Below are 24,650 nucleotides of genomic sequence, written 5' to 3'. Positions count from 1 at the left end.
GTTTGATAGAATTATAACATATCCAGTTTTTTTTTAAAACCTTTTTTAACAAACAGTAGTTTTAGTCATTTTTTTTCTATATTCAAAGAATATATCTACATTTTCTTTAGTATTATCTAAAACATTATATTTAAAAGTTTCTATCTCTGTATTTTTATAAGCTTCTCTACTACTTTTAAAATCTAATTTTTCTAACATCAAGTTATGCTTATCTTTATCTTTACTAGATATAAACCATTCTGGATACATTCCTGGTTTTCCTAAACATAAGAAATCATATTTAAGGTATTCAATAAATATATCGTAATTATCAAATTTTTTAAACTTATAAAACTCTACTAGGATATTAAAAAGACTCGTTTCCTTATGACCAATTGATATATACCCTTTAACCTTATAAAAACTGGCTATATCTTCAAAAAAATCAAATGGCGCTCCATATAAATTTTTTATTATATAGTCAGCAGACTTTGAAAACTTTTCAGAGTTATAATAAAAGTCCAACATCTTTTCAAAATCTTTAAGTTTTACAATCTGTTCATAACTTATAAATTCATTGGATAAAATCTCATATGGTGGAAACTCTATATATTTATACTGATATTGTTCTATTTCTTTTGAGATTTTTGTTCCTTTTAAAATCTTTAAAAATCCTAACTGAACCATTTCTGGCTTCAAATCATAAACATAATTAAATGATGATTTGAAAGTTTCATACGTATCATGAGGTAATCCAGCTATCAAATCTAAATGAAGATGTATATTTTTTGTGATTGCTCTTACGTTATTAGATAATCTTTCTAATAAATTTCTTCTATTTATACTATCCATTGTATTTTTATTTATACTTTGAACTCCTATTTCAAATTGGAAATAATCTTTAGGAACTGTTTTTAAAAATTCAATTATCTCTTCATCAAAAATATTTGCATTTATTTCAAAATGGAAAGTTACTCCCTCTTTATAGTTCTCTAGTAAAAATTTCCAAATTCCTAAATATCTATCTTTTCTTAAATTAAAAGTTCTATCTACAAATTTAATTAAATTTATGTCAGTATCTAAAAACTTTTTTAAATCTTCCTTCGTTCTTTCTAAAGAAAAATATCTAACCCCTTTGTCTATAGACGATAAGCAATAAGAACAACTAAAAGGACAACCTCTCGAAGATTCATAATATACTATTTTTTTCTCATATTTCAACTCTTCTTCAGTATATGGAAAGGGAATTTCGTCCAAATTTTCAATTGGATTTTCATCTCCATTATATTCTATTTTTCCATTATTTCTATAATATACTCCCTTAACATCTGAGATTTCTTTTGTTAAAAAATTAAGAAAAACTCTCTCTCCCTCTCCAACTAATAAATAATCCAGTTCTGATCTTTCCTCCAGCAACTTTTCACAGTCGTAAGTTACTTCTGGACCTCCTAAAGATATCTCAACTTTTGGTAATATTTTTTTTATCTCTTTTATTATTTTGAATACATATTCCTTATTCCAAATATAAGTAGAAAATATTAACTTATCCGGTGACAACTCACATATTTCTCTTATTATAGTTAAAATTTGACTATTTATATTACTCTCATATAACTCAATCTTTAAATCACTATATTTTTCAACGTATGATTTTAAATATCTAATAGCTAAATTCGTATGGATATACTGACTATTTATTCCAACTAAAATTATTTTCTTCAATTTTATCTCCTTATTTTTTACTATTCTTTTTTTGTATTTCTAGATGCTCTCTATAAGTTTTACTAAAGTAGTGACTCCCATCTCCTATAGCCACAAAGAATAGATAATCTGTTGTAGCTGGATTATAGGCTGCCATTACAGATTCGTAGTCTGGATTGGCAATAGGAGCTGGTGGTAAACCTTTATATTTATAAGTATTATAAGGTGAATCTATTTCCAAATCCTTGTAATACATTCTTTTCTTCTTATAATTGTATAAAAAATTCACTGTTGCATCCGATGAAAGAGTCATTCCTCTTTTCATTCTATTATAAAATACAGATGCCATCACTATCTTCTCAGATTTAACCTGAGCTTCTCTTTCAAGTATTGAAGCCATAATGAGCTTTTGATAAAAATCTTCTTTATCTGGATATTTTTCAACTGGAAATTTTCTAAGAAATTCTTTTAACATTTTATTCACAATATCTTTTTCAGTTGAGTTCTCAGCTAAAAAATATGTTTCTGGATATAAATATCCTTCAAAATTTTTATTAGGAGTAGGATATGGAAAATCTTCAATTTGACTTAGTGCTAATTTAAAGTTTTCCTTACTTCCTCTTCCATCTCTTTCTAGTACTTCTATTATATTCTCTATTGAATATCCTTCTGGAACTGTAAATTTAAATACCTTTTGTTTGCCAGATTCTAAAATTTCTATTAGTTCAGCGTAAGAATATTCTCCTTTTATTTCATAATATCCAGCCTTTATATCTTTTCCGTTATTTCTACTCTTTATATAAATTTTTAAAGGAATATTATTTTCAATCTCCAAACACTCTAAAGACTTTTTTAAAGGTTCTCCTCTTTTTATCTCTAAGATTTTATTAAAACTTCTTTTCTTTCCCACTTCATTAGTATAATATAAGTATCCACTTAACAAAACTCCAATAGTTATCGAAATCATAAATAATATTCTTTTCATTTTTATCTCCTATTATGTCAGAAAAGGCTGCCCAGTAAATCAGGACAGCCTCTCTATTAATTTATTAATTTCTTTCTTTTGCTTTTTCTACTAAAGGCTTTCTACCTTTTCTTTCTTTTTTGAACGTCTCAACTATTGTTTCAGCTTCAACGAATGGTACTGACATGAATGAGAAGTTTTCATAAACTTCTACTCCTTTAATTTTAGCTGGATTTATTTGAGTTTTCTTAACTACTAAATCAACTATTTTCTTTGGAGTCATAGCATCTTTCTTACCTAAAGCAATGAATAATCTTGTTTTTCCAGCTTTATCTACATTTGAATTTACAGATTCTATTTCAGAGTAGTTTCCTTCTTCTAAAATATCCTCATAACAATCTTTTAATATAGCTGCTAGGATTTCAACTGGATTTGCATCATTTGCAAGAAGTTCTCTAGCCATTTCGCTAAATCCTTCATTATCTCCATCTGCCATTATTTTATTTACATTATCAAAGATTCTGTTCTTTCTAGCTAAGATTACATCTTTAACTCCAGGAACTTTCTCTTTTCTAATTTCTGTTTTAACTATTTTTTGAATTTGAAGAAGTTTTCTATACTCAGAAGGTGTTATAAATGTTATAGCAGTTCCTTCTTTTCCAGCTCTTCCAGTTCTTCCAATTCTATGTACATAACTTTCTGGCTCTTGAGGTATTGCATAGTTGATAACGTGTGTTAAATCGTTAACGTCAATTCCTCTTGCAGCAACGTCAGTAGCTATTAATATGTTTATGTTTTTCTTTTTGAATCTTCTTAAAGTTACTTCTCTATGATTTTGAGTGATATCTCCATGAAGACCATCAGCATCATAACCTCTATCATGTAACTTTCCTACTAATTCATTAACATCATTTTTAGTTCTACAGAAAACAATTCCATAGAAATCTGCTTCGATGTCAATTATTCTACAAAGAGCTTCAAACTTATCTCTTTCTTTAACTTCGAAATAAATTTGATCTGTTAAATCTGTTGTAAGTTCAGTAGATTTAACTGCTAAAATTTCATGAGCTTTCATGTGAGCTTTAGCTATTTTTAAAATTTCTTGTGGCATTGTTGCAGAGAAGAATAACATTCTTTTATCTGCGTTTGTAGATCTTAAAATCTGCTCAATATCTTCAACGAATCCCATATTTAACATTTCGTCTGCTTCATCTAATATGAAGTAGTCTATTTTGTCTAATATTAAGTTTTGTCTATTGATAAGATCAATTACTCTTCCAGGTGTTCCAACAACGATATCTACACCTTTAGCTAATTGTTTCTTTTGAAGCTCTAATGACTGTCCTCCATAAACTGGAATTATTTTTAATTTTCTTCCAGCAGAAAGAGAGTTCATCTCTTCAGCAACCTGTACAGCAAGTTCTCTAGTAGGTACTAGAATTATAGCTTGTACATTTCCTGTTATTTTTTCTATTTTCTCAAGTATTGGAAGAGAGAAAGCAGCTGTCTTTCCTGTTCCTGTTTGAGCTTGACCTATTATATCTTTATCTCCTGTAAGTAGAGCTGGTATTGTTAATGCCTGAATTGGACTTGGTTTTTCAAATCCCTTTTTTAGTAATGGTTTTAATGTTTTTTCAGTCAACCCAAGATCTCTAAATTCTTTTAATTTTTCCATAGTCACTTCCTTAATCTTTTTATATTCAATCATATCATTATACCACACTTTTTTAAAAAATGTGTATTTTTTTTAAATTCTTTAACATAAGTAAAAGTGGGAGTAGAACACCCCCACTTTATCAATGTATTATTCTCTTACCATTAGCTTTTTCGTGTCCGTGCTCTTTTGATATATGTACGATTCTATTAGTTGTTATTTCCGCAAACTTGTCAAAACATGATATTAAATCTGATTCCTCTATCATTTTTACAAACTCTGGTTCACCTAATAGCTTATCTGATATTTTATAATGTTTTGGATAGTTCTCGTCATTTTCTAATCTGTTTTTCACATCATCAGACTTGTCTGTCATTCCGTCTACAACTTCACTTGATACATAAACTATATCATTTTGATTAATGTTCAAATTCGGGTTTATTTCTAATAACATTTTTACAACTGTTTGTGTAAATATATCTTTTACATTCTGAATACTCTCAGCTTGAGAAGCTGATTGACTCTCTGAAACTTTTTGTCTATAAGTATCCCAATATTTATTAAAAACTCCAGAATATGATTTTTGGTATCCCATAGTAATTCCTCCCATTAATTTTATGACTTCATGAGATATTTACTACAGATTCTCTTCTAATCCTCTTTTTTTAACAAACCAATTCCATCACCAAAAGGAAGCAATACAAAGTTATGATTTTCGTACAGATATTCTATAAAACTATCTAATCTCTTTACTATAGTTTTAAATCTTTTTGGATATTCTTTATATAAATAACCTCTAAACATTATATTATCTATAAAAATTATCCCACCAGGTGCTAAAAGCTTATATGAATCTTTGAAAAACTCCATATATTGACCTTTTGAAGCATCTATAAATACGAAATCATATACATCATCCAATTTTTTTATTTCTTCTGTAGCATCTCCTAAAATAGATGTTATATTTTTTAAATTTGATTTTTCAAAATTTTCTTTAGCTTGGTTAAATCTTGTTTCGTCTATTTCTATTGTAAGAAGTTTTCCATCATATTTTTCAATCACTTGTGCCATTAATATTCCAGAATAACCAATAGCCGTTCCAATCTCTAAAACATTTTTACTCTTACACATATCTAGAGTAAACTTTAAATATTCAGCTACTTCTTTTGTTACTATCGGAACATTATTTTCTTTGGCAAACTGTTCCATTTCTAAAACTAATTTATCTTTTTCTTTTATCTTACTAACTACATACTCATTAGCTTGTACTAATTCATCCAACATTCTTATTTATCCTTTCTCATTTTCACGATATAAAAGTTATCTAAAATTTCTTCTTTATAATTTATAAAGAATCCTCCAAGTTCATCAAATTCTCCAGAAATATTTTCTGGAATTTCTATTTTCATAACAGAAAAATTCTGATTTTCTTCTAAGAATTTCTTTATATTATCAGTATTTTCTTCTCTAAATATAGTACATGTACTATATACCATCTCTCCTCCAACTTTCAATGCTGAAGCTGATGATTCAAGTATCTCATACTGAAGTTCTGATAATTCTTTCACATTTTCTAAACCTTTATTGTAAAGTGCTTCTGGTTTTTTTCTTAGTACTCCATATCCACTACAAGGTGCATCAACTAATATTTTGTCAAACTTCTTTCCTTGCTCTTTAAGATTACGAGCATCCATTTTTACTGTTCTTGCAATTGTTATTCCTAATTTTTTTAAATTTTCTTCTATCAATTTAATTTTATGAGCGTGAATATCAAGAGCTAATATTTCTCCCTTATTTTTCATAATTTCTGCTAAAACTGCAGTTTTACTTCCAGGAGCACTACAAACATCGATAACACTTTCTCCAGATTTTGGATTAAGTATTGCAGCGGCTAAATACGATGAAGCATCCTGAGCTATAATTTTTCCATCTTTAAACTCTTCTGTATATAAAACTATTCCAGAATCGATATAATAAACTGTATCAACTTTTTTTATAATTTTTATATCTAACTTTTTAGCTAATTCTTCAAACTCAGATTCAGTATATTTTAATTTATTTACCCTTACACTCATATACGGAACTTTTTTTAGAGAGATTAAGAACTGCTCTGTCGAATCTCCATACTCTGCCTTTATTCTTTCATAAAACCACTTTGGATAAGAGTATAGTATATCTAATTTATCATTTGATTTTAATTCAGCTATATCCTTTTCTTTATCTCTTAGATATGATCTAACTACTCCGTTTACAAATTTACCAACTGGAACTCCGTATTTCTTTTTAGCAAGCTCAGTAGCTTCCCATGCAACACCTTTGTCGTCACTATTCATAAAAGTGGCTTGGTATATTGAAATTCTTAATAAATTTTTTATCCAATCTTTTTTTATGCTTTTAGTTCTTTTTTCAATTTCATAATCTAAGAATACCTTGTTTCTTATTACTCCATAAAAAAGTTCCGTAATAAATCCTCTTTCTCCGCTCGTTAATTTATTTTCTTTAAAATATTCATTTAAAGCAATATTTGAATACTTCCCTTTTTCAACACTTCCAATTAAAGATATTACTCTTTGTTTTATATTCAACACAACACCTCTTTCAATTTATTTATACTACTTTATAGAGTTCATCACTTTCAGGCTCTAATATCTCATACTCTATTTTATTTTTTGATAGAATTTTTTCTTTTGTTTTTGTTAAAAAACCAATATCAAAAGCATCTATTCCCTCTTTTTTTAACACTGTTATAAGCTCTTCAACTTTTTCTTCCGATACTATCATCAACATAGTCCCGCTCGAAATAAGTTTTAAAGGATCTATTTTAAAATATTCACATATTTTTTTTGTTGAAATTGGAATTAAAATATTTTCATAACATATTTTAGTCCCCAACTTATAGAATTCTGTAATTTCCCAAATTGCTCCTAAAAGTCCACCCTCAGTTACATCGTGCATACCCTTTACATGCTTTGCTGCTAGTAACCCATCTTTAACTACACTAGTTTTATCTAAAAGGTCTTTAGCTTCTCTTAGCAAGCTTTCTCCAATTACATCTTGAAGTTCGCTTTCTTTTTCATAAGCTATTATTCCAGTTCCTTCAATTCCTATCCCTTTTGTTATTATGATTCTATCTCCACATATAACTTTTTCTTTATCCTTACAGCTTTTCTTTTCTCCTATACCTATAGCTGTTGCAGATATCACAACTCTATTTACTGCTGTTGTTACTTCTGTATGACCTCCCATTATGGTCACATTTAATTTTTTACATTCTTCTTCCGCTTCTCTCATTATTTCTGTCACTTCATTCTTTGTAGTTCCAGGAGGAAGTAATATTGTTAACATCACTCCTACAGGTTCAACTCCACCTGTAGCTATATCATTACAATTTATATTAATTGCAAGCTTTCCGATTCCTTTACTTGTACCTGTTATGGGATCTGTTGAAAGATAAGCTACTTTATCTCCGAAATCAATAATAGCACAATCTCCACCTATTTCTGGAGATGATATTACTTCTTTTCTACTGCTTTTTAAATTCTTAAAAACTAGTTCTTCTAAATCTAAAACTGTTAATTTTCCAACTTTCATAACTTCCCCCTAAACTAGACACTTGAAATCTTATTATGTACAGAGTATTATACTATATTCCTCAATAAAAATAAAGATGGTATCACTTTTAAAGTGATACCATCATGAATTCTATTATTCCCATTGAATCTCTACATCTTCACCTTCAGGTTCAATATTAGCTTTTTGAATATTATCAAAATAATAATCTAAATTTGCTACAAATACTGACATGACAACAGCTTCCTCTATTCCTAATCTAAAAAATTTTAATTTTTTTAACATGGATTCAACTTGAAAATCTTTTACAATCAAATAAAACAAACAATCCACACCAGGCCAAATCTGATTATTTTTATGTCTTATTCCTTTGCCCCAAATACCTTCAAGTTTTGTCTGAATAGAGTATGTGTGAAAATCAATTCTTTCAAAAAACTCTTCTAAACTTCTTTTTTGAGATTCGTTAATATAAATACTTATAACTTTATAGTTTTTCGAGTCTTTCATAGAGCAACCCCCCATTTTCAATATGAGTCTTACCTATGTCTATACCTTAATTTTTATTTTTTCTTTTTAAATTTAAATATTTTTTTAAACGCTTTTCCAGCCTTTTCTCCCATTTCTTCAGTAATCATGTATAGAACTGGAATTACAACAAGAGTTAGTAGTGTTGAGAATGAAAGTCCGAATATAACAGCTATTGACATTCCAGAATAAAGTTCTGCTCCTTCTCCTAATCCTAACGCAAGAGGAATCATTCCAAATACTGTTGTCATAGTAGTCATTATAATTGGTCTAAGTCTCGTCTTACAAGATTCCTGAACTGCTTCGTCAACACTCATTCCTCTTTCTCTTAGTATCGTTATAAAGTCTATCAATACTATGGCATTATTAACAACTGTTCCAGCAAGCATGATTATCCCTATCATAACCATTAAGTCAAATGGTTGTCCTGTTAAAATCAGACCTGTATAAACTCCAATCATAGCTAAAGGTACTGAACCAATTATTATGAAAGGTAGAACAAAGTTTTCAAATTGTGCTGCAAGTATTGCATAAATTAAGAAGATTGAAATTAGTAATGCTGCTCCCATCTGTATGATTGCATCACTAAACATTTGTGAATTTCCACCCCATGTATAAGAAACTCCTTTTGGAATATCTAATTCCTCAAAAGCATCTGTCATAGCTTTTTGAACTCCACTAAGTCCTAATCCACCGTCATTTGCTCCAATTGAAATAGAATAAATTTTATCAACTTTATTTATTTCAGAAGCTCCTTCAGCCATAGTTATATCAGCTACGTCAGAAACTTTAATAAATTTTCCATCTGCTGTTCTTACATTTAATTGCTCAAGACTTGACATTTTCTTTCTATCTTTATCTGATAATCTAACTAAAACATCTATCTCTTCTGTTCCAGTTTTAACTGTTACAGTTTCACCTTTACCTCTATTTCCACCAAGGAATGAGTAACTTATTGTTCTTCCTAAATCTGCTGGGTTCATTCCATAAGAACGTAGCTTATCTCTATGAAGAACTACTCTTGCCTCTGTATTTCCAGGATCCAGTGTAGACTTAATATCTATAATCTTTGGATTTGTTGATATTTTATCTTGAATTTTTCTTGCAATTTCTCTAGCAGTCTCCAAGTTTTCCGCAGTAATTCTCATCTCAACATCTCTTTCAGGAGCTTTACTTTGGAAGTTTGGTTTTATATTCAGTTTTGTATCTCTAATATTTCCAACCGTAGGTCTTAAATCTTCCATTATCTTAAACATTGATACGTCTCTTTCAGATTTTTCACCGATATCAACGTTTAGTATTATAATATTTTTCTCAGTAAGAGTTGTATATGCTACAGTATTAGGATTAGCTTTAACAATATCTTCAGCTTTTTTAGCAATTGCTTCTGAAGTTTCTAAACTCAATCCTTTTGGTAACTCTAAAATAATTCCAAACTTACCGAAATCTTGATCTGGTAAGAATTTTGTTTTAGTGGCTTTTGAACCAACAATCATCATAACTATAAATAATCCAAATGCTACTCCAACTGTTTTAATCTTATTTTTTACAGCCCAACCAATTAATTTTATATAATTAGTCTTAACTAATGAGAATATTTTCCCCTCTTTTGTTATATCAACGTTACTTTTTAAGAATCTACTCGCAACCATTGGCATAAGAGTTAATGATACTATAAGTGCTGCAACGTTTGAGAATATAATTGCAAAAGACATATCTCTAAATATCTCTCTAGCAATTCCTGGTATAAATAACACTGGTATAAATACAACCATTGTTGTAAGTGCAGATGCGATAATAGCTATTGTAACCTCTGTTGCTCCATCTTCTGCAGCTTCTATTACTGGTTTTTTTAGTTCAGTTATATGTCTATATATATTATCTATAACAACAACCGAGTTATCCGTTAGCATTCCTACTCCGATTGATAATCCCATAAGTGAGATAACATTTATTGTAACACCTTGAGAAGCAAGGAATACAAACGTAAACATTATCGCAATTGGAAGTGCTAAAGATATAAGTAGTGTAGCTCTAAAGTTTTTAAGAAAGACCATTAAGATTATACTTGCAAGTACAAGTCCCGTTACAGCATTTCCTTTAACTCCTGAAATAGCTGAATTGATATCAGTAGAATAATCCATTATTATATCAATATTAACTCCAGGAGGTAGATATGCTTTCATTTCATTTATAGATTTTTTTGCAGCATCTGCGATATCTATAGTATTTCCATCGGCTGATTTTTCAATACTTATACTTACAGCTTGTTTTCCATTCATTTTAGTTGAATTTTCTGGATCTTCAGTTGTTAAAACTATGGTTGCTACATCTTTAAGTCTCAAAGTTTGACCATTACTTCTTATGATCATATTTTTATACTCATCTAAGTAGTTTATTTCTCCCATAAATCTAGCAACTATCTCTTTCCCGCCTGTATTTATTACACCAAGAGGAACGTTTAAACTAGACCCTTTAATCAGGTCATATAGTTCAATTGGAGTCATATTATAAGCAGAAAGTTTATCAGAATCTATTTGAATTTGAACTTGTTTATCGGCAGAACCAGTTACATCAACAGTTCCTACTCCTTTTATTCTTTCAAATCTAGGTTTCATAAATTCATTTACAAATGTATTTACTTCAAGCAAATTAGGTCCCGAAACATTTACCATCATTGTTAGGTTTCCAGCTCCAGCTTGTATTTTTTTTACAGAAGGGTCATCAGCACTGGCTGGTAAATCTCCCTTTATTGCATCTACTTCCTTTTGTACATCCCCTTTTTTTGTATTTATGTCTACTCCATAGTCAAACTCTATAAGTACTTGGGAATTTGCAAAAGATGATGTAGACCTGATTTGTTTTATTCCATCTACATTTGAAAGTGTATCTTCTATTTTCTTTGTTACTTGTGTTTCTATATCTTGTGGCACTGCTCCTTGCCATGTTGTACTTACCATTACGATAGGAATATTCATATTTGGTAATAATTCTGATTTCATTGACATCATAGATACTATCCCTATAAATACCATTGAAACCATTAACATAGTTGTAGCTACTGGCCTACGTATGGCTATTCCAGCTAATGACATTATTCTTCACCTCATCCAGTCTATTTTTTCTCTATATTTATTAAATCTCCATCTTCAAGACCAAATAGTCCTTCGACAATAACTTCATTTCCAGGCTTTAAATTATCTGTAGTGATTTCAATCATTGGCTCTTCTATTGCACCAGTTTTTACTTCTACCCTTTTTGCTTTAGAATCTTCAACTATGAACACATAACTTAATAAGTCTCTTACAAATACTGCTTCTTGAGGAACAACTAAAGTTTCTCTTTTTCCAGCTGGAATATTTACTTTTCCATACATTCCATCTTTCATATTTCCACTTAAATTTGGAATTCTAATTGTCACTGGAAACTTTCTTGTTTCTGGAGTTGCAACTGGATTAATTTCCTTAATATATCCTTTTAATTCTTTTTTTCCTAAATCTGAAATTTCTACATAGGCTGGAGAACCAATAGTAACTCTATTGAACCATTTTCCAGGAAAATCTACTATAACTTCCATTTCTTGTTCATTTACAACAGTAAATAAGTTTTCTTTTTCTTTGACCTCATTTCCAGGTTTTAAGTAAAGATTTCCTACTACACCTGATGTTTCAGCTTTTCTTGTTAATTTTTCATATTTATCTTTAGCATTTTCAAACTCAGCTTTTTTAGCTTCATGATTTCCTTCTGCATCTATAAATCTATTTTTGTAATCTAAAAATTCTAATTCTGAAACCATTTCTTTTTCATAAAGACTCTTATGTTTTTTATAGTTATTTGTAGCTATTGCTAAATTTGATTTTGCAGAAGCTAAATTTGCCTTTGCTCTTGAGTAATCAGATTCTGTCTTTGAATCAGTCATAACTACTACAACTTCTCCCTTATCAACAGCTTCTCCGTTCTTTTTATAAACTTTTTTAACAGTTCCAATTCCATCTAAACTATGGTTTACTTTATCTGCAGGAACTATTGTTGCATCACTTTTATAAATATCTGAAATATCATTTAATTTAACCGATTCTACTACTACATTTTTAGGTATAATCTCTACCTTTTCATCTGTATTGCTTTTCTTCCCACAAGCAGTAAAAGCCATTCCTGCGACAAGCACTAAATATAAATATTTTTTCATTATGTCCTCCTAAAATTTAAATCAAGCTTGATCTATATGTTTCAAATGCAACTAAATAATCTATATTCGCTTGGTTATAAATAACCGCTGCTTGTCTCATCTGTGTTTCTGAAATCAAATAATCCACAGTTGAAATAAGTCCAGCATTGTATCTTTCTGTATCAATTTTAAAGTTCTCTTGAGCTGCTTCTAAAGCTTTCTTTGTTGAAACTCTAAGTGATTCAAATCTAACAACTTCTAAATAATTAGATGTAACGTTTATTTCAATATTATCCACCGTCGTCTGTTCACTTAACTGTTGAATTTTAACATTATTTTTTGAAATATTATAATCGTCAATTCCTTTTCCAAATTCAAACATATTCCATGATACACTTACTCCACCAATCCAGTCAGCATCTTCATAAGAAGAATTAAACTTTTTTGTTTCAACTCCACCATATTTTGCAAAAGCTTCTACCTGAGGATAGAAATCTGCTGCTGCTGCAATTTTTTGTGCTTTTGATACTTCAACCTGACTTTTGGCTATTCTTGCTGATAAGCTATTTGACATAGCATTTGTTAAATCTATCTCAAAGTTTACTCCTTGTAAAAGATTATTTGGAACTTCAAAATCTTTTACTATAAGCTTTTCATTTTCTGGTATCATTAAATTTACTTTTAAATTTGTTTTTTCAATAGCAATTTGATTTTTAGCAGCTGTAATACTTGAATCTAAATCTAATATACTATATTCTGTTTTTAAAAGATCAGCTTTTGTTATAAGTCTCATATCTAGCTGCGCTTTTTGTTTATTATAATTTACTTCCAACTCTTTTTTTGAACTTTCTAAAACAGTTAAGTCTTTCTGAAGTTTAACTATTTTTGAAAACGTTTGAATCGTCTCCAATCTAATGTCTCTAACTTGTGAAAGATACTGATAATTTGCAATATTCTTTCCAGCTTTAGCGCCCATTATTCCGGCCATGATTGTCCCACCTTGGAATAAGGGTTGATATATACCAATTGTCTGCTGATAACCTGACCTTAGATTCTCTTGACCATCAATCTTTCTTCCGTATTCAGATTTTTGATATGTCCCATTGTAAACTACACTTGGTAGAGCAGTTTTAAATGCTGACTTAATTTGTAAACTTGAGTTCTCCTTTGATAATTCTGAAGATTTAATAGCTTTGCTGTTAATTAAGGCTAAATCGATAGCTTCTTGTAGTGTTAGCTCTCTAGCAAATACAGATGCTGATAGTAATAATAGAGCGCCCAGTAACTTTTTCATATTCTTCCTCCCTTAAGTACTCTTATAATGTTTAAAGATATAATTTCTATCTCTTTTTCAAAATCTATTTTGTCTATTCTAGACTGTGCTTCCTCTATGTCTTTAACAAAGAAATCTGCACTTTTACTATAGAATATTCTTTCTCTTTTGAAAGACCTTATTCCACCATTTATAAAAATTACAATTCTATCTGAGTCCTCTTCTTCTAAATCACCAACTTCAGATGAAAACTTTTTAAGAATTTTTTTTAATATTTTTTTGTCTACTTTTTCAAATTCCATAAGACGTTGTTTTAATTCTTGAGGAATAGCATCAATATTTCTAGCAAGATTTAGTAGGATAATTATATTTTCTAATCTCTTAGCTTCAATACAAAATAATTGTCTTAAATATCCATTTATTGCATCTTCCAATGTTTCCGATTTATCTATCATCTTTTGGAACCGTTCTTCACGGTTTCCTATTGTCTCTTCAATAATCTCTGCAAGCAACTCATCTTTCGAGCTATAATAGGTATAAAAACTTCCTTTCGCTATTCCTATACTTTCAGTTATTTCTGAAATACTCGCTTTACAATACCCTTTTTGTAAAATATGTTTTTTTGCTGCCCGCAATATTTTATTTTTTTTATCCGTATCTTTCATGTCAACTCTCCCTAAAAAAAAATGACTAACAAGTCATTATGTATTTTATTACACTTTGACTCATTAGTCAACGACTATTTTCCCAGCCTACCAAACATTGTGAGCTGCAGCACCATAGCCAGATGATGTAGAATAATACTTTGCATCTATAGGTTTATTTTTGTATGTCATAACCTCACCTTTAGTCATACTTATCGCTTGTCTCGATTTAGGATTTTCATCTAAATTATTATAAACTTGACTTTGTGTACTATCAGTTATATGAAAGCCATCTTTTAAATATCTTCCTTTTTGATAATCACTTAGTGCATATGTTCTAGCTGCAACAGCTTGAACTTTCAATGCCTCTAATCCAAAACTTTCAGGCATCTCACTTGGAAGAACTTGAAGAAGATATTGCTCTATATCAACTTCATTTATCAATCTTAGTTTATTCTCATTTTTTGATAATCTTACTTCAAAACTTCCTCTATACGAAGGTGAACTAATTTTCTTTATATTTCTTTTTATTGAATTTACAGATATCATTGCTTTAGAACTAGTTATTTCAATTTTCTCTTTTGTTATAGCTTTTTGTTTCCCAGCTATAAATATTTTTATCTGTCCATTTTTATTTATAAATTCAACTTTTTCTCTAGGTTTAGCTTCTAAACTTATTTTACTATTTTTTATTTTAATTGAACTACCAGAGCTCAATACTACTTTGTCATGATCTAAGCTTTTAAAACTTGTCGTCATTATTCCAACACGAATCGTTTTCCCAACTCCTGGAAGATTATACATATTTTCTAATTTAACAGATTTATAATATCTATGCAAAACAGCTTTATAGCTATATCCATAATTTTTAGTTAAATCGGCAACTCCCCATTGAGACATCCCAACTCCGTGTCCATATCCGCCACCATAGAAATTATAAGTTGATGCTTTTTTTTCAAAGGCAAAGTATCCAGATGGAAGTAAATTTGGATTTCTAGATATCGGTTTTTGTGAGTACTCTTTTGCCGCACCATTTGCTCCATAAATATTTACTTCTCTTCCTACTGTATTTTTATTTAAACTTATTAAGCCTCTAATATTGTGCTCTCTGGCTATCAAATAAGTTCCTCTACTTCCCTTTATCAGTAATTTTATTATTATTCCAGATTTACCTCTTTCCATAACTTTTATTTCACTTAAGTTTCCAATTGGATTTAGAGGTACTTCTTGAATTTGCCATTTATTATCAACTAATGTTAGAATATCTTTCGATCTATTTTTAGCAACTATTGGCAAATTTTTATTTAAAATTGAGTTTAATTCTTTGTGAGTAAGTGAAAAATTCCATCTCCAATATCCAGAATTATCACCATAACCTCTTATATCTAAATTTTTGTAAAATTTTAAAAATTCTTTTTCATCGTCTGATTGAAAATATTTTTTCTTAGCACTATTATCATTATTAGCCGATAAGTACTCATTTCTTGTTGCTATATAAAATTTTCCTTCTGGATAATTATATTTTTCGAAAAATGAAATTCTATCCAACCCTTTATTTTTATCTGAACTTGAATTAGATAAATTGTTTTTGGCATACATATCATCATAGGTATTTTTATTTCGTTCTGTACTACTACATCCCATTATTAGGCATACTATACCTATTATACATAATTTCTTTCCCATTTTTCTCCTTTATTTTTTATTTATATAGTAATCTTTTCTAACTTTATAATTTCTCTAACCCTTTCTAACTCTTCGGCTGTATCTACTCCAACAACTTTATAGGGAGTTTCTAAAACTTTTATTTTATAACCATTTTCTATAACTCTAAGTTGTTCTAGCGATTCAGATTTCTCAAGTGGAGTTGCTTCCATTTTTGAATATTCTATTACAAACTCTCTTTTATATGCATATATCCCAACATGTTTATAATAATTATCCATATTTAATTCTCTCGGATAAGGTATTATACTTCTTGAAAAATAAATTGCATAATCTTTTTTATCTGTTACAACTTTTACTACATTTGGATTTTTAATCTCTTCCATTTCATCTATCTTATGTTTTAAAGTTGCCATTTTTAAATCAGGTTCTTTATTAAAAACTTCTATTAAGGAGTTTATCATTTCTCCTTCTATTAAAGGCTCATCTCCTTGTATATTTATTACAACATCAAAATCAGATATATTTCCACATACTTCGGCTATCCTACTCGTTCCATTTTGGTGACTTTTATCAGTCAAAACTACCTCTCCACCAAACCTTTTCACTTCTTCATAGACTCTTTGATCATCTGTCGCAACAATAACTCTATCTAAATTCGAGTTTAAAGCTCTTTTATAAACCCACTCTATCATTGTGTGTCCACAAATATCTTTTAATGGTTTACCTTCTAATCTAGTTGATGCGTATCTTGCTGGAATAATTCCTAAAAATTTCATTTTACAACCTCCTCATAAAGATGTACAATACATACTAAGAATAATTATACAAAAATATGAAAATAAAAAAAAGATATTTTACATAATTCAAAGGGGGAATTTGTAATGGACACGATATTAAAATCCGAGGAACTTGTCTTTTTTAACCTACTTAAAGGGCTTTTAGTTCCTAATTTAAAAAATGAATCAGCAGATATTTCTTTCTCTTTGCAAGATTTACAGGAAAAAATTGAAATTGATAAGCAGTTAATCTCTGGTATTATTAATAAATTAAAAGATGATAAGATTGTTTCTTTAGTTAATTACACGGATCAATCTGATAAAATAACAATGCATTTTGAAAAAACTCACGATAAACTATTTGAATTTTTACCACATACTGATTTAGATATCATATTATTAGACATAAATACATTTATATTTGAAAATATTCAACTTTTTGATTTTAATAACTCTTATAAAATAACTTCAGACTACGCTAAAGAAATAAAAAGTAGATTAGATAAAGATCCCAATGCTGATATAAACGATATTTTAAGAAAAGGAATCAATGATTTATTTTCTAGAGAAGAATCTATCATTAAAATATTCAAACTTTTATTTAAAATGTCAAAAAATTCAACTCCAGAAAATCAAGATTTAGTGGAAAAAATTCTTTATTGCTTCTTCAATCTTCCAATAGATGAAAATCCATTTTTAACTACACTTTTCCTTACTAAAATGAGTTTTGAAATGGAAAATTTAAAATTACAAAAAGGAGAATAATCTAAAGATGTTAAAAATATACTTTGTTAGGCATGGTGAAACCGAATGGAATACTCAAGGGATTTTTCAAGGAAGAAATAATTCAAATCTTACTTCCGAAGGAAAAGAACAAACTTTGAAACTAGCCTCAAAATTAAAAGATAAAGAATTTAAAGCCTTTTATTCATCTCCTCTTGGAAGAGCTATGGATACTGCTCAAATTATCAAAGGAGATCGAAATATCCCAATTATTCCCATAGATGAATTTCAAGAAATCGGAATGGGAGACGTCGAGGGTATTCCTAGAATAAAATTTGAATTAACATATCCAGAAGAATACTTTAACTTTTGGAACGATGCAATAAATTATAATCCTAAAGCTTTTGGTGGAGAGTCTTATGCACAAGTCCTTGAAAGAGCTGAATTAGGTCTTAAAAAGCTTATAGCTAATCATAAAGATGGAAACATCTTAGTAGTAACTCATGGTGTCATGTTAAAAGCTATTTGCAATTTAGTTTCAAATCACGATATTAGCAATTTTTCAAAACAACAAGTTCCTGAAAATACGAGTGTTACTATAATTGACTATATTGATTCTAATTTTGAAATTTCTTTATTTTCAAATACTGATCACTTAAAATAGAATTATTAAAACAGAGGATGTAATATTACATCCTCTGTTTTAATAATAACTTTTCTATATCTTTAGGAACAAAATCAGAAATACTTTCTCCATCCCTTATTTTTCTTCTAATCTCAGTAGACGAATAATTAAAATATGGGCTTTCTAGATTTAATATCTTTTTTCCAGAAAGAAAACTTTTATATCCTTTTCTCTTTAGTACAACAACCGTTGAAAGTTGCAATATTTTTTTGTATTCTTTCCATTTAGTAAAGTATTCTGCAGAATCTTCGCCTATTATCTCATAAAAATCTCCATCTTTGTATTTTTCCATCAATTTTATAAGAGTGTCATATGTATAACTCTTCTGATTAGATAAAATCTCTATATCTGAAACCTCTATTTTATCATTTTCTTCAAACGCTCTTTTACACATTTCAAATCTTAACTGCCCATCTAAAAGATTATTATCTCTATGAGATGGATTTCCAACAGGAACAATTATAAGTTTATCTAGTTTTAACTTTTCTATTACAAATTGAGAAACAGCTATGTGTCCATTATGTATAGGATTAAAACTACCTCCATATATTCCAATTCTCATTACTTCAACTCCGCAATGGCCTCCAATAACTCTTCTGTATTGGAACACTCTAATATTCTTTCTCTATATTGGTTATTTCTAAATATTCTAGCTAAAGTCGAAAGAAGTCCTAAATATTCTTTACTTTGTTCTTTGGGAGCTCCAACCATAACAACCAATTTAACTGCAACTCCATCTAGTGAATTAAAGTTAACTGGATTTTTAAGCAATGCAACAGCTACCACAATTTTACTAATACTTTCAGACCTTGCATGAGGAATGGCTATTCCCATACCTATTCCTGTACTTCCTATTGATTCTCTTTCAATTATTTGGTTATAAAAAATTTCCTGATTATCCAAAGCATCACTATTATTTTTTATAAGGTCAACTAAATTTTTTAAAATTTCATTTTTATCTTTATTCTCATTATCCATATAATTAATTAATTTGCTATTAAAATAGGAAATCATGTTTTTTATTCCTCCTTAAGAAATAAACTCTGAAATATTTTTTCTTCAATCTCTGATAGTTGTTTTAATTTTTTCATTGATTTAATTTTTTCTAATTTATCTTTTGCAAGGAATATAAATTTATTTTCATTTTTATAGTTATATTTTTGTAATACTAAAACGTATGATAATAGAGCTAATCCCTCTTTATTCTCCAGATATTTTTTTGATTCTAAAACTTCTTTCATTAAACTTTCTTTAGAAACATCTAATGTATCTGCACTTTCAAATCCTGAAAAATCAAATCTTTGTTTAGTAAAATACGATATTACTAAATACCATATATTATCATTCCATTCATTTGTTTTTAATATTTCTTCCAGTGAAAGGGCCATTAAAGGTTTTAAAAATTCTATATTTTCCATAAGAGATATCTCATAAAGAAGTTTCAAAAAACTTTCTTTATCTCTTAGAGCCAATTCTTTTCCATATCTTTTAGAAAAATCTAAATCTCCATTAGCCATTATTTTTATAAAATTATCTTTTAATTTGCTTAGTTCTAAACTACTCATTCTATCGATAGATTTTAATTTAACTCTTTCTTTCGGATCTACTAAACTTTCTAAAATTTCTTCAAAAAGTTGTTCATCCTTTATAAATGCTAAAGATGGAATTGCCATATTCATTTCTTTTCTTTTTATTCCATTTTGATCTATTGTAAAATAAGCTCTTTTGTCTAGAAGTTCTACTTCTTCAAGTAGATTCTCTAATCTATTCATTTAATCCTCCATATTTTCTAAACTGTTATCTTCCAACATAGTAAATTCTATTTTCAAAACATAAAGATTTTCTATATCTAAATTCTTTGGTAACTTCACCAAATCTTTTTCAGTTGTTATTATGAATGTAGCATGCATATTTTCAGCACGTTTTTTTATAAGCTCCATATCCTTTGGTTTAAAACTATGATGATCCATAAAATCAACTCTTTCAATATAACTTGGTTTCAAAGATATCACCGTTTTTTCAAAATTCAAAGGATTAGCCAATCCTGAAAATAAAAGAACTCTTTTACCTTCTAACCAAAACAAAGGTTTAGGATTTCCCTCCATATCACATAAAGATGTTACACCATGTTTTGCAATAGATACTGGTTTTCCAAATCTAGTTTTAAAAAATCTCTTTAATTTTTCCAAATCTCTGTCTTCTATTAAATCAGATTTAGTTATTATAAATTCGCTAGCCCTTTTACATCCACCTTCAAAATCTTCTCTCAAGGTTCCTTTAGGCAAGAGTGCTCTCCAACCAAATGGATTCGTAGCATCTATTAAAACTATATCTCTATCTCTTTTTAACCTTCTATGCTGAAATCCATCATCTAATATAATTGTATCCACATTAAATTTTTCTTTCGCGAACAAACAAGCTTTGTATCTATTTTTTCCAACTATTATTGGAACTTTTAAATTTAAAGCATGTAAATAGGGTTCATCTCCACTTTCAATTGGAGTTGCATATCTTGTTTTTCCATCACTCACCAAAAGCGGTTCGTGTTTTCTTTTCCCTTTATAACCTCTTGAAACTATTGCTACATTTTTCCCCATATCTTGGAGTTTTTTAGCAAAAAATTGAACTGCCGGTGTCTTTCCAGTTCCGCCTACTGTTATATTTCCAATACAAATTATCTCCACATCTTCAACTTTAAATACTTTTAAAATATTTTTATCATAGAGCCAATTTCTAAAGGAAGTTATAAAAAAATATATATACGATAAAATTTTCATATGTCCCTCTTCTTACTAAAGTTTTACAGGAACCAATTTTGATATACCTATTTTTTTATTCATTGTTACTCCAAATAAAGAATCCGATGCTCTCATAGTTTCTTTATTGTGAGTAATTAAAATAAACTGGGATCTATCCGTAAATTCCTTTAGTTTACCAATTAATTTCCTTGTATTTTTTTCATCTAAAGCAGCTTCAATCTCATCTAAAAACGTAAATGGACTTGGTTTATACATAAATATTGCCATAATAAATGCTATTGCTACCATAGACTTTTCTCCACCAGATAGTAATGATAAAGATTGTTTCTTTTTGTTTTTGAACTTAACAAATATCTCTATCCCACAGTTTGAAAACTCTTCTGCATTTAGCAGAGATAATTTCCCTTCTGAGTTATCAAGAGTTTCCATACACATCTCATTAAAATTCTTATCTATTTCATTATATGCCTGTAAGAATCTTTCTTCAATAGTTTTTTCAATCTCTTTTATAAGTTTTGATAAAGTTCTCTCCCCATTTACTAAATCTTCTCTTTGGGCGTTCATAAATTCGTATTTTTTATTTAACTCCTCAAATTCCTCTACAGCTAGTAAATTTACAGTTTGGAACCCTTTAACTTTCATATCAAGATTAACTACAAGCATTCTTAAATCATTTAGTTTAGATATATCTATCTCTTTAGAGAATATTCCTTCCAAAGTTTCTAATTTTGATTCTATTTTAGAAATTTCACCACTTAATCTCTCAACTTTTTCTATCTCTTTGTTTAATAGCTCTCTTTCCTTAAAAGATTTAGACTCTAAATCTTTCCCTCTTTTTATAAGATCTTTTTCCACTTCTTCTAAAATTTCGCTATTTTTTTTCAATTCTGAAAGTTCTCTATTTTCAAACTCAAATTTTGTTTCCATTTTTTTTATTTCTTCTGTTATATTATCCGCTCTTTCTGATATATTTTCAAGCTCTTTTTTTATTTCTAACATTCTAAGCCCATTTTTTTCAATTTCAGATTCTATTTGTCTCTTCTCTGCTTTTTCTTTTAACATCTCTTTTTCTATTTGAATATATCTATCTTGACTATTTAGATATAAAATTCTGACATCTGATGATTCATCTTTTAACTTCGCAATAACAACAGAGCTATCTTTAATCTCTACTTGTTCTTTTTCTAAAGTTTTTCTAATTTCTTCAATCATTCTTTCAATACTTTCTTTTTCGGTCTCTGATAGATTTATTCTTTTTTCATATTCTCTACTATAATTTTCTTCTTCTTGAAGTTCCAGTTGTATAATTCTTAATTCTTTAATTATTCTGCTGTTTTTATCTTTTAAATCATTAAATGTCTCTTCAGCAATTCTAACTTGTTTTTTTGCATTATCTTCTAATGCATCAATCTCACTTATTTCTTTTTCAAAAATTTCTAAATTTTTATTTAAATTCTCAAGTTTTTTATTTTCTTCTTCAACTTGTTTTTTTAACTTTCCTGTAAGTTCTTCTAAAACTTTTATCTCTTTTTTTCTTTCAAAAATTGCAGAAACTGCTGAATTTGTTATTTCACCACCAGTTATTCTTCCTCTTCCACTTAATAATTCTCCGCTTAGAGTTACTATATTTCCACCAAATTTATTATTCTTTAAAAGTTCTAAAGCTATATCAATATTTTCCACTATTAAAATATTTCCTAGTAACATATCTACAACTTTTTTATATTTTTGGTCAAAGCTAATAAGTTCTGAAGCTCTACCTACAACTCCTGTATCTTTTGGAATATCTCTTAACGTTCCAACTTTAATCGTATCTAAAGCTAAGAAAGAAGCTCTTCCCATTTTTTTCTCTTTAAGTATACTTATACATTGTTTTGCAACTTGGCTAGTTGTTACAACTATATCCTGTAGATTCCCAGAAATTGAAGCTTCCATGGCTTTTTCAAATTTTTCAGAAACGTTTATTAAACTTATAAAAGCTCCTTCAACTCCAGCTATTTTAGCATTCAATATTTCTTTAACACCCTTATAAAAACCTTCGTTACTCTCTTCTATTCTAAGAAGAGTATGTAACTTAGCAGATGATCTTTTCTCTTCAAACTCACAGCTTCTTAAAGATTCTGACAGTCTGTTTATTTCTTGGCTATATTCTGTAATATTTTTTTCTAATTCAATTTGTTTATTTTCAATTTCTTTTAATCTCTCATCTCTATCTTTTTTATTCTTTATAGCTCCTGAAAGTTCTATTTCATTTTTACTTAATTTTTCATTTGATGTAGCTTCCTCTTCTTTTAGAGCATTTACTTTTGAGTTACTACCTTTCATCCTTCTAGATGAATTTTCTATTTCGTTTAGTAGCTTTAACTTCTCAACTTCTAAATCCATTATTTTTCTTTTCTTTAATTCAATAGATATCTCTTTTTCCTTCTTTACAGACTCTAAAGATTTTATCTTTGTCTCGAAGGATCTATTTTTCTCTTCAATATCTGCAATTCTTTTCTCTACTTCTATTTTTTCTTCAGAAAGATTCTTTAAAAAATTATTTTTAGTCTCTAACTTTAATTTTGTTATATTTTCAGTTTCATTTTTTTGAGAAAATTCTCTTGAGAACGATTCTTCTCTTTCCTTTAATCTAACTCTTTCTCTTTCAAATTCCTCTATAGAAGTTTTAAGATTTATATTTTCATTTGAATATTCCTCAATTTTTTTTCTAATCTCTTTTCTTTCATTATCAACTTTTTCTAAATTGGACTCTGAGTCTAAAAATTCATTTTCCAATAATTCTATATTTTCAGTTAATCTAAGTTTTTCTTTATTACTATTATAAAAAATAGCAGTCTTTTCATTTAAATCATACTCTAAAATAGCCTTTTCCAAAGTTTCTTTGTCACTTTTAAGAGTTATATACTCCATAGCTTTTTCAGCTTGTTTTTCTACCTTTTTTTTATTATCCCCAACTTCATTTAAAATTAAAGAAATTTTTTCTAACTCATTTTGAACTCCATCTAATTTTTTACTAGCTTCCATTCCTCTTATTTGGAATTTTTTTACTCCTGCAGCTTCTTCAATTATTCCTTTTATTTCTTTATTAGAAGAAGATATTATTCTCTCTACTTTTCCTTGACCAATAACTGAATAAGCACTTTTACCAACACCAGTATCTAAAAATAAATCACTAATATCCTTTAATCTTGCTTTCTTATCATTTATTAAATAATCATTTTCTCCAGTACTATGCATTTTTCTAGTAATTTTTATATTTTGTTGCTCAATTGGAAAAAAATTATCTTTATTATCTATAAATAATGATACTTCGGCATAATTAGCACCTTTTGTTTTCTCTCCTCCAGAGAAGATAACATCTCCACTATCTTTTGCTCTAATATTTTTATAAGACTGCTCTCCTAGAACCCAAAGTATTGCGTCTAGTATATTTGACTTTCCACTTCCATTTGGTCCAACTATTGATGTTATTCCACTGTTAAACTCTATATAAATCCTTTCACCAAAAGATTTAAATCCACAAATCTCTACACCCTTTAAATACATTTCTTCTCCCAT

Annotated in this window: 21 protein-coding genes; 2 read left to right on the top strand and 19 right to left on the bottom strand. The window is 28.6% G+C overall.

What is annotated here, in order from left to right; genetic code table 11:
- Window positions 1–45 precede the first annotated feature (45 nt).
- From H3N56_RS08870 to kdsB, 14 genes are all read right to left on the bottom strand, one after another.
- Window positions 46–1,701, bottom strand: coding sequence for a B12-binding domain-containing radical SAM protein (locus H3N56_RS08870; protein WP_185880831.1), 1,656 nt, complete (start codon window positions 1,699–1,701; stop codon window positions 46–48).
- 10 nt (window positions 1,702–1,711) lie between these two features.
- Window positions 1,712–2,665, bottom strand: a complete 954-nt coding sequence (mltG, locus tag H3N56_RS08865) for an endolytic transglycosylase MltG (protein ID WP_185880830.1) — start codon at window positions 2,663–2,665, stop codon at window positions 1,712–1,714.
- A 64-nt stretch (window positions 2,666–2,729) separates the two neighbouring features.
- Entirely contained in the window at window positions 2,730–4,319 is a 1,590-nt protein-coding gene (locus H3N56_RS08860; RefSeq protein ID WP_185880829.1) for a DEAD/DEAH box helicase, read from the bottom strand.
- Window positions 4,320–4,440: 121 nt separating this feature from the next.
- Complete coding sequence (locus H3N56_RS08855) at window positions 4,441–4,893, bottom strand: hypothetical protein (protein ID WP_185880828.1); 453 nt, start codon at window positions 4,891–4,893, stop codon at window positions 4,441–4,443.
- A 56-nt stretch (window positions 4,894–4,949) separates the two neighbouring features.
- Window positions 4,950–5,582 (bottom strand): O-methyltransferase, encoded by a 633-nt coding sequence (locus tag H3N56_RS08850; RefSeq protein ID WP_185880827.1) that lies wholly within the window; start codon window positions 5,580–5,582, stop codon window positions 4,950–4,952.
- A 2-nt stretch (window positions 5,583–5,584) separates the two neighbouring features.
- Window positions 5,585–6,883, bottom strand: coding sequence for a 16S rRNA (cytosine(967)-C(5))-methyltransferase RsmB (gene rsmB, locus H3N56_RS08845; protein WP_185881109.1), 1,299 nt, complete (start codon window positions 6,881–6,883; stop codon window positions 5,585–5,587).
- A 22-nt stretch (window positions 6,884–6,905) separates the two neighbouring features.
- Window positions 6,906–7,889 (bottom strand): AIR synthase family protein, encoded by a 984-nt coding sequence (locus tag H3N56_RS08840; RefSeq protein ID WP_185880826.1) that lies wholly within the window; start codon window positions 7,887–7,889, stop codon window positions 6,906–6,908.
- A 114-nt stretch (window positions 7,890–8,003) separates the two neighbouring features.
- Window positions 8,004–8,375 carry a PG0541 family transporter-associated protein gene (locus H3N56_RS08835; RefSeq protein WP_185880825.1) on the bottom strand — a complete coding sequence of 124 codons (372 nt, stop codon included), beginning with the start codon at window positions 8,373–8,375 and terminating at the stop codon, window positions 8,004–8,006.
- Window positions 8,376–8,428: 53 nt separating this feature from the next.
- A complete protein-coding gene (locus H3N56_RS08830; protein WP_185880824.1) occupies window positions 8,429–11,488 on the bottom strand; it encodes an efflux RND transporter permease subunit in 3,060 nt (1,019 codons plus the stop codon).
- A gap of 20 nt (window positions 11,489–11,508) precedes the next feature.
- Window positions 11,509–12,582, bottom strand: a complete 1,074-nt coding sequence (locus tag H3N56_RS08825; RefSeq protein ID WP_185880823.1) for an efflux RND transporter periplasmic adaptor subunit — start codon at window positions 12,580–12,582, stop codon at window positions 11,509–11,511.
- A 16-nt stretch (window positions 12,583–12,598) separates the two neighbouring features.
- A complete protein-coding gene (locus tag H3N56_RS08820) occupies window positions 12,599–13,855 on the bottom strand; it encodes a TolC family protein (protein ID WP_185880822.1) in 1,257 nt (418 codons plus the stop codon).
- Window positions 13,852–14,499 carry a TetR/AcrR family transcriptional regulator gene (locus H3N56_RS08815; protein WP_185880821.1) on the bottom strand — a complete coding sequence of 216 codons (648 nt, stop codon included), beginning with the start codon at window positions 14,497–14,499 and terminating at the stop codon, window positions 13,852–13,854. The genes H3N56_RS08820 and H3N56_RS08815 overlap by 4 nt, the downstream gene beginning before the upstream one ends.
- A gap of 87 nt (window positions 14,500–14,586) precedes the next feature.
- Complete coding sequence (locus H3N56_RS08810) at window positions 14,587–16,164, bottom strand: SpoIID/LytB domain-containing protein (RefSeq protein ID WP_185880820.1); 1,578 nt, start codon at window positions 16,162–16,164, stop codon at window positions 14,587–14,589.
- A gap of 20 nt (window positions 16,165–16,184) precedes the next feature.
- Window positions 16,185–16,922, bottom strand: a complete 738-nt coding sequence (gene kdsB, locus H3N56_RS08805; RefSeq protein WP_185880819.1) for a 3-deoxy-manno-octulosonate cytidylyltransferase — start codon at window positions 16,920–16,922, stop codon at window positions 16,185–16,187.
- Between the two features lie 105 nt (window positions 16,923–17,027).
- Between kdsB and H3N56_RS08800 the strand changes: the two genes are divergently transcribed.
- Window positions 17,028–17,687, top strand: a complete 660-nt coding sequence (locus tag H3N56_RS08800) for a hypothetical protein (protein WP_185880818.1) — start codon at window positions 17,028–17,030, stop codon at window positions 17,685–17,687.
- A 7-nt stretch (window positions 17,688–17,694) separates the two neighbouring features.
- Window positions 17,695–18,309 carry a histidine phosphatase family protein gene (locus H3N56_RS08795; protein ID WP_185880817.1) on the top strand — a complete coding sequence of 205 codons (615 nt, stop codon included), beginning with the start codon at window positions 17,695–17,697 and terminating at the stop codon, window positions 18,307–18,309.
- Window positions 18,310–18,334: 25 nt separating this feature from the next.
- On the opposite strand, the gene nadD is transcribed toward H3N56_RS08795, so the two are convergent.
- From nadD to smc, 5 genes are read right to left on the bottom strand one after another with little or no spacing between them, the layout of a single operon-like run.
- Window positions 18,335–18,892 (bottom strand): nicotinate-nucleotide adenylyltransferase, encoded by a 558-nt coding sequence (nadD, locus tag H3N56_RS08790; RefSeq protein ID WP_185880816.1) that lies wholly within the window; start codon window positions 18,890–18,892, stop codon window positions 18,335–18,337.
- Complete coding sequence (locus H3N56_RS08785; RefSeq protein ID WP_185880815.1) at window positions 18,892–19,344, bottom strand: PTS sugar transporter subunit IIA; 453 nt, start codon at window positions 19,342–19,344, stop codon at window positions 18,892–18,894. Before H3N56_RS08785 ends, nadD begins: the two co-directional genes overlap by 1 nt.
- A 5-nt stretch (window positions 19,345–19,349) precedes the next feature.
- The gene (locus H3N56_RS08780; protein ID WP_185880814.1) at window positions 19,350–20,102 is read right to left on the bottom strand and encodes a hypothetical protein; all 753 of its coding nucleotides are present in this window, start codon (window positions 20,100–20,102) and stop codon (window positions 19,350–19,352) included.
- Window positions 20,103–21,107, bottom strand: a complete 1,005-nt coding sequence (lpxK, locus tag H3N56_RS08775; RefSeq protein WP_185880813.1) for a tetraacyldisaccharide 4'-kinase — start codon at window positions 21,105–21,107, stop codon at window positions 20,103–20,105.
- 15 nt (window positions 21,108–21,122) lie between these two features.
- A complete protein-coding gene (gene smc, locus H3N56_RS08770) occupies window positions 21,123–24,638 on the bottom strand; it encodes a chromosome segregation protein SMC (RefSeq protein ID WP_185880812.1) in 3,516 nt (1,171 codons plus the stop codon).
- Between the last annotated feature and the right edge of the window lie 12 nt (window positions 24,639–24,650).

This window comes from Cetobacterium sp. 2A, from assembly GCF_014250685.1.
Taxonomy (GTDB): Bacteria; Fusobacteriota; Fusobacteriia; order Fusobacteriales; family Fusobacteriaceae; genus Cetobacterium.
The sequence above is the reverse complement of the archived record's forward strand: the minus strand, read 5'-3'. Positions and strand labels throughout refer to the sequence as shown.